The sequence below is a fragment of the Pseudomonas sp. AC172 genome, assembly GCF_979258595.1.
Genome location: NZ_OZ409868.1, coordinates 1770603 through 1783845 on the forward strand (window position 1 = coordinate 1770603; position 13243 = coordinate 1783845).

10 protein-coding genes and 1 pseudogene are annotated in these 13243 nt (G+C 58.5%); 6 read left to right on the forward strand and 5 right to left on the reverse strand.

All coding sequences use genetic code 11. The annotated features are described in order from the left end of the window. Positions 1-108: 108 nt before the first annotated feature. Complete coding sequence (locus ACZ0A4_RS08000) at positions 109-978, reverse strand: LysR family transcriptional regulator (protein ID WP_463573966.1); 870 nt, start codon at positions 976-978, stop codon at positions 109-111. Between the two features lie 78 nt (positions 979-1056). Between ACZ0A4_RS08000 and ACZ0A4_RS08005 the strand changes: the two genes are divergently transcribed. Together ACZ0A4_RS08005 and hppD are read left to right on the forward strand one after the other, a co-directional pair. After that, complete coding sequence (locus ACZ0A4_RS08005) at positions 1057-2004, forward strand: DMT family transporter (RefSeq protein WP_463573968.1); 948 nt, start codon at positions 1057-1059, stop codon at positions 2002-2004. A gap of 245 nt (positions 2005-2249) precedes the next feature. Then, complete coding sequence (gene hppD / locus ACZ0A4_RS08010; RefSeq protein ID WP_463573970.1) at positions 2250-3326, forward strand: 4-hydroxyphenylpyruvate dioxygenase; 1077 nt, start codon at positions 2250-2252, stop codon at positions 3324-3326. 89 nt (positions 3327-3415) lie between these two features. Here hppD and rarD read toward each other — a convergent pair whose 3' ends face one another. Both rarD and ACZ0A4_RS08020 read right to left on the reverse strand, forming a co-directional pair. Next, the gene (gene rarD / locus ACZ0A4_RS08015) at positions 3416-4297 is read right to left on the reverse strand and encodes an EamA family transporter RarD (RefSeq protein ID WP_463573972.1); all 882 of its coding nucleotides are present in this window, start codon (positions 4295-4297) and stop codon (positions 3416-3418) included. A 234-nt stretch (positions 4298-4531) separates the two neighbouring features. Continuing rightward, complete coding sequence (locus tag ACZ0A4_RS08020; protein WP_463573973.1) at positions 4532-5545, reverse strand: aldo/keto reductase; 1014 nt, start codon at positions 5543-5545, stop codon at positions 4532-4534. Between the two features lie 225 nt (positions 5546-5770). Here ACZ0A4_RS08020 and ACZ0A4_RS08025 point away from each other — a divergent pair, with 225 nt between their 5' ends. Continuing rightward, a complete protein-coding gene (locus ACZ0A4_RS08025; protein ID WP_463573974.1) occupies positions 5771-7720 on the forward strand; it encodes an Ig-like domain-containing protein in 1950 nt (649 codons plus the stop codon). 103 nt (positions 7721-7823) lie between these two features. Here the strand turns inward: ACZ0A4_RS08025 and ACZ0A4_RS08030 are convergent, their stop codons facing one another. Further along, entirely contained in the window at positions 7824-8723 is a 900-nt protein-coding gene (locus tag ACZ0A4_RS08030) for a LysR family transcriptional regulator (RefSeq protein WP_463573975.1), read from the reverse strand. A 98-nt stretch (positions 8724-8821) separates the two neighbouring features. Here ACZ0A4_RS08030 and ACZ0A4_RS08035 point away from each other — a divergent pair. Then, a pseudogene (locus ACZ0A4_RS08035) lies at positions 8822-8974 on the forward strand (VOC family protein); the annotation flags it as partial. Positions 8975-9244: 270 nt separating this feature from the next. Here ACZ0A4_RS08035 and ACZ0A4_RS08040 read toward each other — a convergent pair. Next, a complete protein-coding gene (locus tag ACZ0A4_RS08040; RefSeq protein WP_134177374.1) occupies positions 9245-10555 on the reverse strand; it encodes an MFS transporter in 1311 nt (436 codons plus the stop codon). A gap of 171 nt (positions 10556-10726) precedes the next feature. Here ACZ0A4_RS08040 and ACZ0A4_RS08045 point away from each other — a divergent pair, with 171 nt between their 5' ends. After that, positions 10727-11845, forward strand: coding sequence for a sugar diacid recognition domain-containing protein (locus ACZ0A4_RS08045; RefSeq protein ID WP_463573976.1), 1119 nt, complete (start codon positions 10727-10729; stop codon positions 11843-11845). Positions 11846-12063: 218 nt separating this feature from the next. Further along, a complete protein-coding gene (locus ACZ0A4_RS08050; protein ID WP_463573977.1) occupies positions 12064-13206 on the forward strand; it encodes a glycerate kinase in 1143 nt (380 codons plus the stop codon). Positions 13207-13243 lie beyond the last annotated feature (37 nt).

Below are 13243 nucleotides of genomic sequence, written 5' to 3' on the forward strand. Positions count from 1 at the left end.
TGTCGCGGTGGAGTGGGGCTCTCGAATGCAGGCCGGACAACGGCGCGCCGCTGAAAATCAGATCAGCCAGAGGGGAGGATAGATGGCTGAAGGCGCTTGCGCCGCTCATCAGTGCTTCATTCGCGTTGCCAGCTCGATAAAGGCCAGAGTAGCGGGTGACGCCTGACGCTGATCAAGGACGGCAAGCCCAATCTGACGCTGCACGGCGGGCAACAACGGCTTCTTCACGTAACGAGGTGAGGCGTCGTCCGGCAAAGACCCTTCGGCAACAATCGTGATGGCGTCACCACGGCTGACCGTGTCGAGGGTGCTGAGCAGTTGCGAGCAGCGATAGCGAATGTTCGGTTGCAAACGCGCGGCCGTGAACAGCCGCGATACCAGTTCCGAAGAGCCAGCCTCAGTGAGCACGAAAGGGGCGTCGCACAGATCCTTGAGACTCAACGCCGACCGCGCTGCCAGCGGATGATCCAAAGGGACCAGGGCAACCATCTGATCTTCGAGCAAGGCAAACGTGTCGAAGCGCTCTTCGGGCAACACCACAAAACCGATGTCGATCCGCCGCTCTTCCAGCCATTGAGTTACCTGCCGGTCCGGACCTTCATCGATGTGCACTTCGATGCCCGGATGCGCTTCTCGATAGCGTCGCAGGATATTGGGCAACAGTTTGATCGACGAGGTTGGCCCGAACGAGCCGATGCGCAAGGTGCCGCTTTTCATGCCACGCGCATCGGCGGCTTCCTGACGCAAGGTGTTGGCCAGACCGAGCATGGCACGGGCGCGCAGCAATAGTTGCCCGCCGATATCGCTGAGTTCCACTGACGACTGGTGTCGGCGCAGCAGCTCGACGCCGAGTTCCTGTTCCAGCGACTTCATCGCGTGGGACACCGCCGACTGTGAAATCCCAAGCCGATGCGCGGCGAGGGTGAAACCGCGCAGTTCAGCGACCAGCGAGAAGATCTCCAGTTGCGTGAGGGTCATGAGTGTTTGCTCATTTTACGATGATGGGGAATGAGGTGAATGATACGGCAATCCTCAAGTTCTTTGGTCTGGAGCGTCATGCGCAACGTCGAGCAGCTGCACACAACATCGTCGGATATTCCTGTTTACCTGACACTGGCAGCGGTCACCATGATCTGGGGCGGGACCTTTGTCGCCGGGCGGTTCCTGGCTGATAGCCTGAGCCCGGTGTTCGCCGCCAGCCTGCGCTTTTTGCTGGCCAGTGCGGCGTTGCTCGGCTTTTTGTGGCTGGCGCGGATCCCCTTGGTGCGGCCGACCCCACGGCAGTGGCTGCAACTGATGCTGTTGGGGTTCTTCGGGATTTTCTTCTACAACCTGTGCTTTTTTTACGGCCTGCAATACATCAACGCCTCGCGCGCCTCGTTGATCGTCGCGTTGAACCCGGCAGTGATCGGTCTGGCCTCGTGGTGGTTGTTCAAAGAGCGCCTGGGGCGGATGAAAGTCGCCGGCATCGCGACCTGTATTGTTGGCGCCGGCCTGGTGATCGTCAGCCGCAATCCGCAACTACTGGCTGCAGCGCCTGATGCATGGATCGGTGATCTGTTGGTTCTCGGCTGTGTGCTGGGCTGGGGTGTTTACTCGTTGTTTTCCCGTGAACTCAACCAGACGCTGGGTCCGGTGCAGACCGTGACGTACTCGATCCTGAGCGGCACGCTGATGTTGTGGGTTCTGGCGGCCGCGCGCGGCGAACTGAGCTGGAGTGCGCTGAATAATCTCGGCCTGCCGCAATGGCTGAGCCTGATCTACCTCGGTGTCCTCGGCTCGGCGCTGGCCTACATCGGCTACTACGATGGCATTCGTAAAATCGGCGCGACGCGCAGCGGCGTGTTTATCGCTTTGAACCCGTTGACGGCGGTCATCCTTGGCGCGCTGCTGCTGGGCGAGCGGCTGACGCTGGCCATGTGCCTGGGCGGTTCGCTGATTCTGGGCGGTATCTACCTGTGCAACAAACCCCTTGCAGCGGGCGCAAAAAAGCGGATTTTATAGAGAGAGCAGACAAGCCTATTTACGCTGTGTAGAATCGGGTTACGCATACAATAATAATCGTCTTCTGGCAGCAGAAGCCTCGCCCGTAAGAGCCTTGGGTCGACAATGAAGATATTCGGGTTCCAACTGATCTATGGTGACTTCCTCGCCCGTAGTGTGCGTGGCATCTCCTGCGCGCCACCCGCCGACCTCGCATGACTGACAAATAACCCTGGTTAATTGATAAGAAATGATGAGGCGCCACCATGGCAGATTTATACGAAAACCCAATGGGCCTGATGGGCTTTGAGTTCATCGAGCTCGCATCGCCGGTGCCGGGCGCCCTGGAGCCGATCTTCGAGATCATGGGCTTCACCAAAGTCGCGACCCACCGCTCCAAGAACGTGCACCTGTACCGTCAGGGCGCGATCAACCTGATCCTCAACAACGAACCGAACAGCGTCGCGTCGTACTTCGCGGCCGAGCACGGCCCGTCGGTTTGCGGCATGGCGTTCCGCGTCAAGGATTCGCAGAAAGCCTACAACCGCGCACTGGAACTCGGCGCTCAGCCGATCCACATCGAAACCGGTCCGATGGAACTGAACCTGCCGGCGATCAAAGGCATTGGCGGCGCGCCGCTGTACCTGATCGACCGTTTCGGCGAAGGCAGCTCGATCTATGACATCGATTTCGTGTTTATCGAAGGCGTTGATCGCAACCCGGTTGGCGCTGGCCTGAAGATCATCGACCACCTGACGCACAACGTGTATCGCGGTCGCATGGCTTACTGGGCGAACTTCTACGAGAAGCTGTTCAACTTCCGCGAGATCCGCTACTTCGACATCAAGGGCGAATACACCGGCCTGACCTCGAAAGCGATGACCGCACCGGACGGCATGATCCGCATCCCGTTGAACGAAGAGTCGTCCAAAGGCGCGGGGCAGATCGAAGAGTTCCTGATGCAGTTCAACGGTGAGGGCATCCAGCACGTCGCGTTCCTCACCGATGACCTGATCAAGACCTGGGATCAACTGAAGAAGATCGGCATGCGCTTCATGACTGCGCCGCCGGACACCTACTACGAAATGCTCGAAGGCCGTCTACCTAACCATGGCGAGCCGGTTGATCAGCTGCAATCGCGCGGCATCCTGCTCGACGGTGCCTCGGAGCAGGGCGACAAGCGCCTGCTGCTGCAGATCTTCTCGGAAACCCTGATGGGCCCGGTGTTCTTCGAATTCATCCAGCGCAAGGGCGATGATGGTTTCGGTGAAGGTAACTTCAAGGCACTGTTCGAATCGATCGAGCGTGATCAGGTGCGTCGTGGTGTACTTGCCACTGAGTAATCGGCCACTGAAATGAAAAATCCCGGCCTGCAGCGATGCAGAGCCGGGATTTTTTGTTTCACACAAGCCCCACATTTTTGTAGTTGCAGTCAGGGGCGGCGTTGGCGCATCAGGTGTTTGAAGCCTTCGAAGACCAGCACCACAACCGCCAGCCAGATCGGAATGTACGTCAGCCATTCCCCGGATTTGATGCTTTCACCGAGCAGCAACGCCACACCGAGCAGCAACACCGGCTCAACGTAACTCAACAAGCCAAAAAGGCTGAACGGCAGCAAACGACTGGCGATGATGTACACCACCAGCGCCGACGCACTGATCAAACCCAGTAAGGGAATCAACCACATCAGCCCGGGATAATGATCAAACACGCCAAAGCCTTGCTCGCCACCCTGCACAAACCACCAAGCCACCGGCAGCATCAGCGTCATGTCCACCCACAATCCGCCAAGATTGTCGGTCTTCAGGTATTTGCGCAGGACGAAGTACAGCGGATAACCGACGACCACCACCAGTGTCGCCCAGGAAAACCCGCCAACCTGATACAGCTCGTTCAACACACCGAGGATGGCGAAGAACACCGCCACCTTTTGCAGGTACGACAGGCTCTCGCCATAGGCAATCCGTCCGGTCAGGACCATCGCCAGCGGCAGCAGGAAGTAACCGAGCGACACGTCGAGGCTGTAGCCGTTGAGCGGCGCCCACATGAACAGCCACAGTTGCACGCCGAGCAGTGCGGCCGAGATGATCAGGCCGGCGACCAGTTTTGGCTGTGCCGCGACCATCCGAATCAGCTCCAGCACCCGCCGCCATTCCCCGGACACCAGCATGAACACGGTCATGCACGGCACGGTCAGCAGCATCCGCCAGCCGAAAATCTCTACGCCACTCAACGGTGTGAGCAGCGAAGTGTAGTAATACATAACGGCAAACAGCACCGAGGCTGAAACCGATAGAGCGATACCTTTAGACAAACTGTCCTCGCGGGTTGATGGTCAAACGGGGCGCGAAGGATACGTGGTTTTTGTGCTGAATATTGGCCAAGTGATCAATATTCCCCACATCCTGAAGATAAGCACAAAACCTGTGGGAGCGAGCCTGCTCGCGAAAGCGGTGTGCCAGACAACACAGATGTTGAATGTGCCGGCCTCTTCGCGAGCAGGCTCGCTCCCACAATGGATTTGTATTGCGCCCCCAATCTGCTTACTTCAAGCCGAACGCGGTTTACGCCCAGACACAAAATGACTCACATCGTTGAACCCGGGTGTCGATGAATGCCCCGGTGTAACCAGCGAATCGATAAACGCCTCATCCTCAGCCGTAATCTTCACCGTCTGCGCCAGGGTGTACGCATCCCATTGCGCCTCAGTGCGCGGCCCGACAATCGCTGACGTTATCGCGCCGTTGTTCAACACCCAGGCAATCGCAAATTCAACTATCCCGACACCGCGCTGCTCGGTGTACTGCTGAATCTGTTGGGCAATGCGCAGCGATTCCACGCGCCATTCGGTTTCCAGAATGCGCTTGTCCTGACGCCCGGCGCGGCTATTGGCGTCCGGTGTGGCGTCCGGCGCGTACTTGCCACTGAGCACGCCACGGGCCAGCGGGCTGTAAGGCACCACGCCAAGGCCATAGGTTTGCGCCGCAGTGATCTGCTCGGTCTCGGCCTGGCGGTTGACGATGTTGTACAACGGCTGGCTGATCACCGGGCGATCAACGCCGAGGTTGTCGGCGACGCGAATCACCTCGGCAATCCGCCAGCCGCGATAGTTCGACAAGCCCCAGTAGCGAATCTTGCCCTGCCGAATCAGATCGCCGATCGCCGACACGCTCACTTCCAGCGGCGTGTTGTGGTCTTCGCGGTGCAGGTAATAGATGTCGAGATAGTCAGTGCCGAGCCGGGTCAGGCTGGCATCGATGCCATTGAAGATGTGCTTGCGGCTCAAACCGCTGCGATTCGGCACGCCGTCCACCGGGCCGAAACCGACCTTGGTCGCCAGCACCCACTCATGCCGATGACGGGCAATCGCTTCACCGACGATCTCTTCGGAACGGCCGTTGGTGTAGACGTCGGCGGTGTCGATGAAATTGATGCCCTGATCCCAGGCCTTGTCGATGATGCGCAGCGAATCATCTGCGCTGGTCTGCTCGCCAAACATCATCGTGCCGAGGGTGAGGGTGGACACCTGCAAGCCCGAGTGACCGAGTGTGCGAAAGCTCATACCGAAATCCTTTTGTCGGTGGGAAAGGGTTAATCAAATACCAGAAGCGCTGAAGCCGGCCAACCGTTTTGTCCAGAAAGTATCTTTCAGAACTCCACGCAAACATGACCATTCGTCGTGACTGTCAGATCTGACAGTAGGCAGATAAGTGGCCGTTCAGGCCTGATCTCAACCACGGCCTTGTTGAAAAAGGCTCTGTCTTTCCTTGACATCAGGAGCGTATTCATGAACACACAGTCTTTCGATGAGGTATTGCCCGAGGACGCCGAAGTAAGCCTCTACGCGCCGCAACTTCCGGACAGCAATACATCTGTGGCCGGTGCCGATTGCGGTATCGCCAAGGCGTTTTACGATCTGCGACCGAATGGCGCAACAGTCATTATCAATCCGGTTCTGGGTCAGCAACCCGGCACTACGTTCAGAATTCATGTGAACGGCATCATGCGGGTCGACAGCCAGCAGGCCCAATCCACGAATGACGCCGTGACCCTGCATATTCCCAAAAACCTGTTGAGATCCGATCCGGGTTTCGTCAATAAGCTCAATTACTCCGTTGAACGCACCACCAGCCCTGAAGAAACCTACGAGCCGCCATTGACGATTCTGTACAACGCCGTTCGCCCGGGTATGGAAGACCAGAACGGCGATGAAGGACACTCCGAACTCGAGTTAGAACTGCCTCGGGATTTGCTGGAAGACGGTATCGATGCCGACCGCGCAGCACGGGGTGTGCAGATCTGGTTCTCTTATCCCTATTGCCGGCCATTCGACCGGATTGTGCTCAATTGTAACGGCCATGATGTTGTGTGGGAGGTGCATCCGGACGAGGCTCCGGCGACACCGACCAGTACACCCACTCGCATTGGGCGTCTATTGGAAAAAGCCGATCTGGAGGCGGCAGGCGACCATCCTCAGTTCTCTTTCACCTATACGGTGTTCGACCAGATTGGCAACGGTGCCGATTTGAATTCACCATGGTCGGCGGCGATACGCGTTGTTGTTGACCTCAAGGGAGCGCGGATGACGGCTCCCGATGTTGCCGAAGACCCGGATGACCCGTACGACGAGCCGGAGACCGTTGACCTGATCAAACTGGACAACAAGGATCTGACCATCCAGGTGCATGTCCTGGAACCTCTTTGGGCCACCAACGATATTGTCCGCGTGAAATACACCGCGACGCCAGGCAGCGGACCCGTTGTCGCACATACGGTTGATGAGCAGGTCGGCAGGCTTCCTTTTGTGCACAGGTTGATGATTCCTAATGCCAAGGTCATTGGTGACAGCGTGATAGCTGCGCTGTATGAGCAAGTACGTGGGGGAACCGTAATTGCAACATCTAAAGTTGCGCGACCAAGGGTGATTGTTAAACCCGTTATTTTGGAAGTTAAGAACTCGTCCGGAGCGGAAGTGCAGAATGGCGGCACGGTTTCGGACAATAAAGTGGTGTTCTCGGGGTCTGCGCTGGCGGGGATGGTGTTGCAGGTTTTTGATGGCGCGGGGTTAATTGAAGAGGTTCAAACCGGTGCGAACTATAAGTGGCAGAGTAAATTGATACCAATTGCGGTCGGGCAGCACAACTTTACCGTGAAGGAAAAAACCGGGAATCAATTTGAGTCTGATCCTTGGCGGTTTCAACGTTTGGGGTTGAGCATCGACCGGACGCAGATGAAGCTGGATGGGTTCTCGGTGAAGATTCCGCAGTGGCCGAAAACTGGGGAGGATTCGATTCGTAATACGGATTTTCGCGGACCGACGGGTGGGGTTCCGCCCTATGACTATGCGTCTTCGGATCCGTTGACTGCGCCGGTGACTGCGGCAGGTAAGGTGACTGGACTCAAGCAGGGTGTGGCGATGATATATGTCACGGATCGGGAGGGTGAGACAGTTAGTTACCTAGTGGCTGTTACGAATGTTTTTAAATTGCAAATCAGCAGCGAAAAACTGTCCGTAGATGCCGCTGTTGATTGGATGCATGCATTAGGCGGGCGACATGTTTACAACTCCAGCTTGACTCGGGATATACGGCGAGTTTACCTGCCATCTGTGCCGGATCATGTCTATACGTGCTATGGATATGGAGGCAATACGTATGTTTATATGCGTCCCGACCTTAGCCACTTTGCTACTGGTTTACAGCATATATTCACTGCATGGTGTTATACGCCACTATAAATGGAATGGTTAATTTTAATTTGTTGTCCAACGCTCTGCTTGGTAACGCCACAGCCCAATGCGGAGCGTGGGAACAATCAAAGCTCGCAACGGAGAAAAGTGATTATCGAGCCAGGCCTGCGCAGCGTTCGAGCAGAAACGCCTGCAACACCCTGACCCGCTCTGATACTTGAACCCGATGCGGACACAGAACATTGAACGGCGCAGTTTCGCCGTGCCACTCATCAAACAACGTCACCAGCCGCCCGGCGCGGACATCTTCGGCAATGTCGAGCCAGGCCTTGTACGCGATGCCATGCCCGGCCAGCGCCCAGCGGCGGGCGACTTCACCGTCGTCGCTGAGGTAGTCGCCGTGGACTTCCACTTCCAGCGTTTCGTCGCTGCGACTGAAACGCCAGCTGTTATAGGGCCGGCCATTGCGCAGATAGAGCAGGGCGCTGTGCTCGCTTAATTCACCGGGATGTTGCGGGGTGCCATGGCGTGCCAGGTAGTCAGGGCTGGCGCAGGCGACACGTCGGTGTTGCGGCAGAATCGGCAACGCCACCAGCGTCGAATCGCTAGGCACGCCAAAACGCAACGCCACATCGACGGTTTCGCGAAACAGATCGGCATGCCGGTCGTTGAGCAGCAGTTGCAGTTGAATATTCGGGTGTTCGCGCTTGAAATCGTCGAGCCACGGCAACAACACGTTGCGCCCGAAGTCCGACGGTGCGGCCAGTTGCAACACGCCGCTCAGGCCTTCGTTTTGCTGCTTGATTGCCTGTTCGCCCTCGGCCAGTGCGGCCAGCGCCAGACGCACGCTTTGAAGATAGCGCCGGCCTTCCTCGGTCAGACGGATGCTGCGGGTGGAGCGGGCGAACACACGGATGCCGAGGCGGGTTTCCAGACGTTTCAACGCGATACTGGCGGCGGCTGGCGTCAGCTCCAGCGCGCGAGCAGCGGCGGAAATGCTGCCGGCATCGGCAACGCGGACGAAGATCTCCAGATCGAGAATCGAGCTCATTGCTAAAAATCCTTTAAAGATCTTTGCATTTTTGCGGGATTTTTTCGTGATTGGCAAGGGTGGATACTGCAATCAATCAACTATCGCAGGAGAATCGCATGAGCTGGACATTCGATCACCTGGCGTTCAATACCGCTGACGGGCAGACGTTGCAGGAAGATTTCGCCCTGTTGCTCGGACTGAAGCCGGGCCGGCGGCCGCCGTTTCCGTTTCCCGGGCGTTGGCTGTATCAGGATGAGCACGCGATGGTGCAGTGATCGAGCTGGATGCCAAAGCACAGCCCTCAACCTCTCCCAGAGGGAGAGGGAACCGACCGAGGTGTTTGAGCGAGCTACACCGACATGCGATACCGAGTCGAACTCAGGTCTTGAAAAGCACCAAAATCGGCTCCCTTTCCCCCTCGCCCCTTGGGGGAGAGGGCTGGGGTGAGGGGGAAAAGATCTCCAGGACACCACAAAAACCAAGTCGAACCTCCAATAAAAAACGGCCCTGAAAGGGCCGTTCTTCATCACGCCAAAACCTTAAGCCCGCAACGTCCGCGTCATGCGCAACGCCAGCAGACTCCCGCCAACAATCACACCTGCCAGCAGATACAACGCCGCATCCGTCGACCCGGTGCTGTCCTTGACCCAACCCACCAGGTACGGACTGAGGAACCCGGCCATCTGCCCCATCGAGTTGATCAACGCCAGCCCACCGGCCGCAGCACCCGCGCTCAACATCGCCGTCGGCACCGGCCAGAACATCGGCAGACCCGTCAACGCGCCCATGGTGGCAATGGTCAGACCGAGAATCGCAATTGCCGGATTGGCCGCGAAATTCACCGCGATCACCAGACCGATCGCGCCCATCAGCATCGGCACCACCAAGTGCCAGCGACGTTCCTTGCGCAAGTCCGCCGAGCGCCCGACTACCAGCATAAACACCGCCGCCAGCAGATACGGAATCGCACTCAGCCAACCGATCACCAGGTTATCGCTGAAACCGAGGTTCTTGATGATCGATGGCAACCAGAAGTTGATCGCGTACACGCCGCTCTGGATGCAGAAGTAGATCAGGCCAAACGCCCAGATTGCCGGGTTCTTGAACACCGCCAGCAGTGAGTCCGACGTGGTTTTCGGCTTGTTCGCCAGGTCTTCAGCCTGATCCGCCTCAAGCACCGCACGCTCATGCGGGCTCAGCCACTTGGCGTTGGCGAAGCTGTCGCTCAGGAGGAAATAGGCGAGGGCGCCGAGGATCACCGTCGGAATGCCTTGCAGCAGAAACATCCATTGCCAGCCGGCCAGACCGCCCTGGCCTGCCGCGAAGTGATTGAGAATCCAGCCAGAGAACGGGCTGCCAAGCAAACCTGACACCGGGATCGCCGACATGAACAGCGCCATGATCCGCCCACGGCGGAAGGTCGGGAACCACTGCGAAAGGTACAACACGACGCCCGGGAAGAACCCGGCTTCTGCCGCACCGGTGAACAGGCGCAGGGTGTAGAACTCGGTCGGGGTGGTGACGAACAACAGGCAGGTCGACAGCGTGCCCCAGGTGATCATCATCACGGCGATCCAGCGCCGTGGGCCGAATCGGGTCAATGCCAGGTTGCTCGGCACGCCGCACAGCACGTAGCCGATGAAGAAAATACCGGCACCGAGGCCGTACACGGTTTCGCTGAATTTCAGTGCATCGAGCATCTGCAGTTTGGCAAATCCAACGTTGACCCGGTCGAGGTAGTTGAACAAGTAGCAGATGAAAATGAAGGGGATCAAACGCAGGGTGATGCGTTTGTAGACGGCGTTTTTATCGTCAACGATGGTCTGGGTAGCTGCGGCGCTCTGCGACATAGCGGCTCTCTCTTTATTATGATTTTTTGCGATGCAAAGGGTAACGTTGATCGCCCCGAGAGTCTCGGTCACCTTTGGCCGGATTGTCTTTGTGCCTGAGCACAGGGTTTGCCGCCAGACCCTGTGCGGGTGAACAACCGCCAGTGCCATAAATCAAGGATTGCCGCCGCTATGTTCGAACTCGATCACGACCTCGCCCAGGACATCGTCGACCGGGCCATGGCCATTTTGCCCTACAACGTCAACGTCATGGACAGCCAGGGGCTGATCCTCGGCAGCGGTGAGCCGGAGCGCATCAACACCCGTCACGAGGGTGCGCAACTGGTGCTGGCCAACGGTCGCGTGGTCGAGATCGACGCGCAGACCGCTGTGCATTTGAAAGGCGTGCAACCCGGGATCAACCTGCCGCTGTTACTCGATCAGCGCTTGATCGGTGTGCTCGGCATCACCGGTGAGCCAGAGCAGTTGCGTACGTACGCCGAACTGGTGCGTATGACCGCCGAAATGCTCGTCGGCCAGCGCAATCAGCAGGCCGAGCAGCAATGGCGGCGCCAGCGTTGCGACGATCTGCTGGCGTTGCTGTTGAGCGAGGCGGGGGACTCGCCGCGTCTGCTCGATGAAGCGCAGCAACTCGGGCTAAAACCGCAATTGACGCGGGTGCCGTACCTGTTCGAACTGGGTCTTGAACACGGGCCGGGGCAAACCGTTGAGGCGTTGAGTGCCTGGCTGATGTTGCGTTATCCCGACAGTTGGTGCGTAAGTTCGGCGAAGTCGTCACTGCTGTGGTGTCGGCCGGCGAGTCAGCATGTCGAGCATAATCGCCTGCTGGAAAAACTCGATGGTCTGGGCTGGAAGGTTCTGCGCATCGCCGTAGGCGGGCAGGCCGATGGACTGGCGGGGCTGCGCCGTTGTTATCGGCGAGTCGGTGATTTGCTCGCCTATGGCCGCGAAGTGTTGCCGCATTCGCGTTTGCTGACGCTAAACCGCTATCGCTTGCCGGTGATGCTGTGGCGGCATCGCAATGACGACGCACTGGACGAACTGCTCAAACCCCTGCGCAAAGTGATTGCCAAGGACAGCAACGGCCAGTTACTGGCGACGCTGCGCAGTTGGTGCGAGCACGATGGCCAGAGTCAGGCGTGTGCCGATGCGTTGGGGATTCATCGCAACAGCTTGCGTTATCGGATGGAGCGGATTGCCGAGTTGAGCGGGGTTGATCCGTTAAGGCTGGACGGGATGCTGGCGCTTTATCTGGGGGTGCAGCTTCTTCCCCAGACCGATCAGAACTGATTGGGCGCCTTTAAGGATGCCTTCGCGAGCAAGCTCGCTCCCACAGGGGAACGCATTTCAAATGTGGGAGCGAGCTTGCTCGCGAAGGCGTCAGCGCCTTCAACAAAAATCTTTTTTGTGAAAATGAACAATAAACGCCCCCGCCACTTGTGCAGCGGACCGGCGTCAACGCGCAGGCAGACTGGCAGCATGAGGGGCATTGCAACCGGAGAAATCGCATGAAGATCGTCATCGCCCCCGACTCGTTCAAGGACAGCCTCAGTGCCCAAGGCGTCGCCGAAGCCATTGCCCTCGGTCTGGCCCAGGTCTGGCCGCAGGCAACGATGATCAAATGCCCGATGGCCGACGGCGGCGAAGGCACGGTCGAATCGATTCTTGCGGCCTGCGAAGGCGAACTTCGCCGCACTCGTGTGCGTGGCCCGATGGGTGCACCGGTCGATGCGGCGTGGGGCTGGTTGCCACACAACCACACAGCGATCATCGAAATGGCCGAGGCCAGCGGCCTGCAATTGGTACCGCTCGGCCAACGCGATGCCTGCATCAGCAGCACCTTCGGTACCGGCGAACTGATTCGCGCAGCACTGGATGCCGGCGCGCAACGGGTGATTCTGGCGATTGGCGGCAGTGCGACCAATGATGGCGGCGCTGGGGCAATGCAAGCGCTTGGCGTGAAGTTGCTCGATGCGCAGCGTCAGTCGCTGGTGCCCGGCGGTCTGGCGTTGGCGCAACTGGCGAAGCTGGACCTGAGCGAACTCGACCCGCGTCTGGCGCAGGTGCGTTTCGATATCGCTGCTGACGTCAACAACCCGCTGTGTGGCCCGCACGGTGCGTCGGCGATTTTCGGCCCGCAGAAAGGTGCATCTCCTGCGCAAGTGCAGCAACTCGATCAGGCGTTGGGGCACTTCGCCGAACTCTGCGCACATGCGTTGGGCAAAGATGTTCGTGACGAGCCGGGCTGCGGTGCGGCGGGTGGTCTTGGGTTTGCGGCCAAGGCTTTTCTCGGCGCGCAATTTCAAGCCGGGGTCGAAGTGGTGGCCGAGCTGGTCGGCCTCGCCGAAGCCGTTAAAGGTGCCGACCTGGTAATCACCGGGGAAGGGCGCTTCGATGCCCAGACCTTGCGCGGCAAGACGCCGTTCGGGGTTGCGCGGATTGCCAAACAGCAGGGCGTACCAGTGATTGTCATCGCCGGGACCTTGGGCGAGGGTTATCAGGAACTCTACGATCATGGCATCGATGCGGCATTCGCTGTGACCAGTGGCCCGATGACGCTGGAGCAGGCCTGCGCCGAAGCACCGCGCCTGTTGCGTGAACGTGCGACTGACATTGCCCGCGTTTGGCAAATGGCCAAACACAACGTGTGAAACAGGTGCACAGGGTGTTTCAATCTTGTAACACCCT

Coding starts and splice junctions, on each gene's coding strand:
- ACZ0A4_RS08000 (WP_463573966.1), bottom strand. CDS start 978: ATGACCCTCACGCAACTGGAGATCTTCTCGCTGGTCGCTGAACTGCGC.
- ACZ0A4_RS08005 (WP_463573968.1), top strand. CDS start 1,057: ATGCGCAACGTCGAGCAGCTGCACACAACATCGTCGGATATTCCTGTT.
- hppD (WP_463573970.1), top strand. CDS start 2,250: ATGGCAGATTTATACGAAAACCCAATGGGCCTGATGGGCTTTGAGTTC.
- ACZ0A4_RS08020 (WP_463573973.1), bottom strand. CDS start 5,545: ATGAGCTTTCGCACACTCGGTCACTCGGGCTTGCAGGTGTCCACCCTC.
- ACZ0A4_RS08025 (WP_463573974.1), top strand. CDS start 5,771: ATGAACACACAGTCTTTCGATGAGGTATTGCCCGAGGACGCCGAAGTA.
- ACZ0A4_RS08030 (WP_463573975.1), bottom strand. CDS start 8,723: ATGAGCTCGATTCTCGATCTGGAGATCTTCGTCCGCGTTGCCGATGCC.
- ACZ0A4_RS08040 (WP_134177374.1), bottom strand. CDS start 10,555: ATGTCGCAGAGCGCCGCAGCTACCCAGACCATCGTTGACGATAAAAAC.
- ACZ0A4_RS08045 (WP_463573976.1), top strand. CDS start 10,727: ATGTTCGAACTCGATCACGACCTCGCCCAGGACATCGTCGACCGGGCC.
- ACZ0A4_RS08050 (WP_463573977.1), top strand. CDS start 12,064: ATGAAGATCGTCATCGCCCCCGACTCGTTCAAGGACAGCCTCAGTGCC.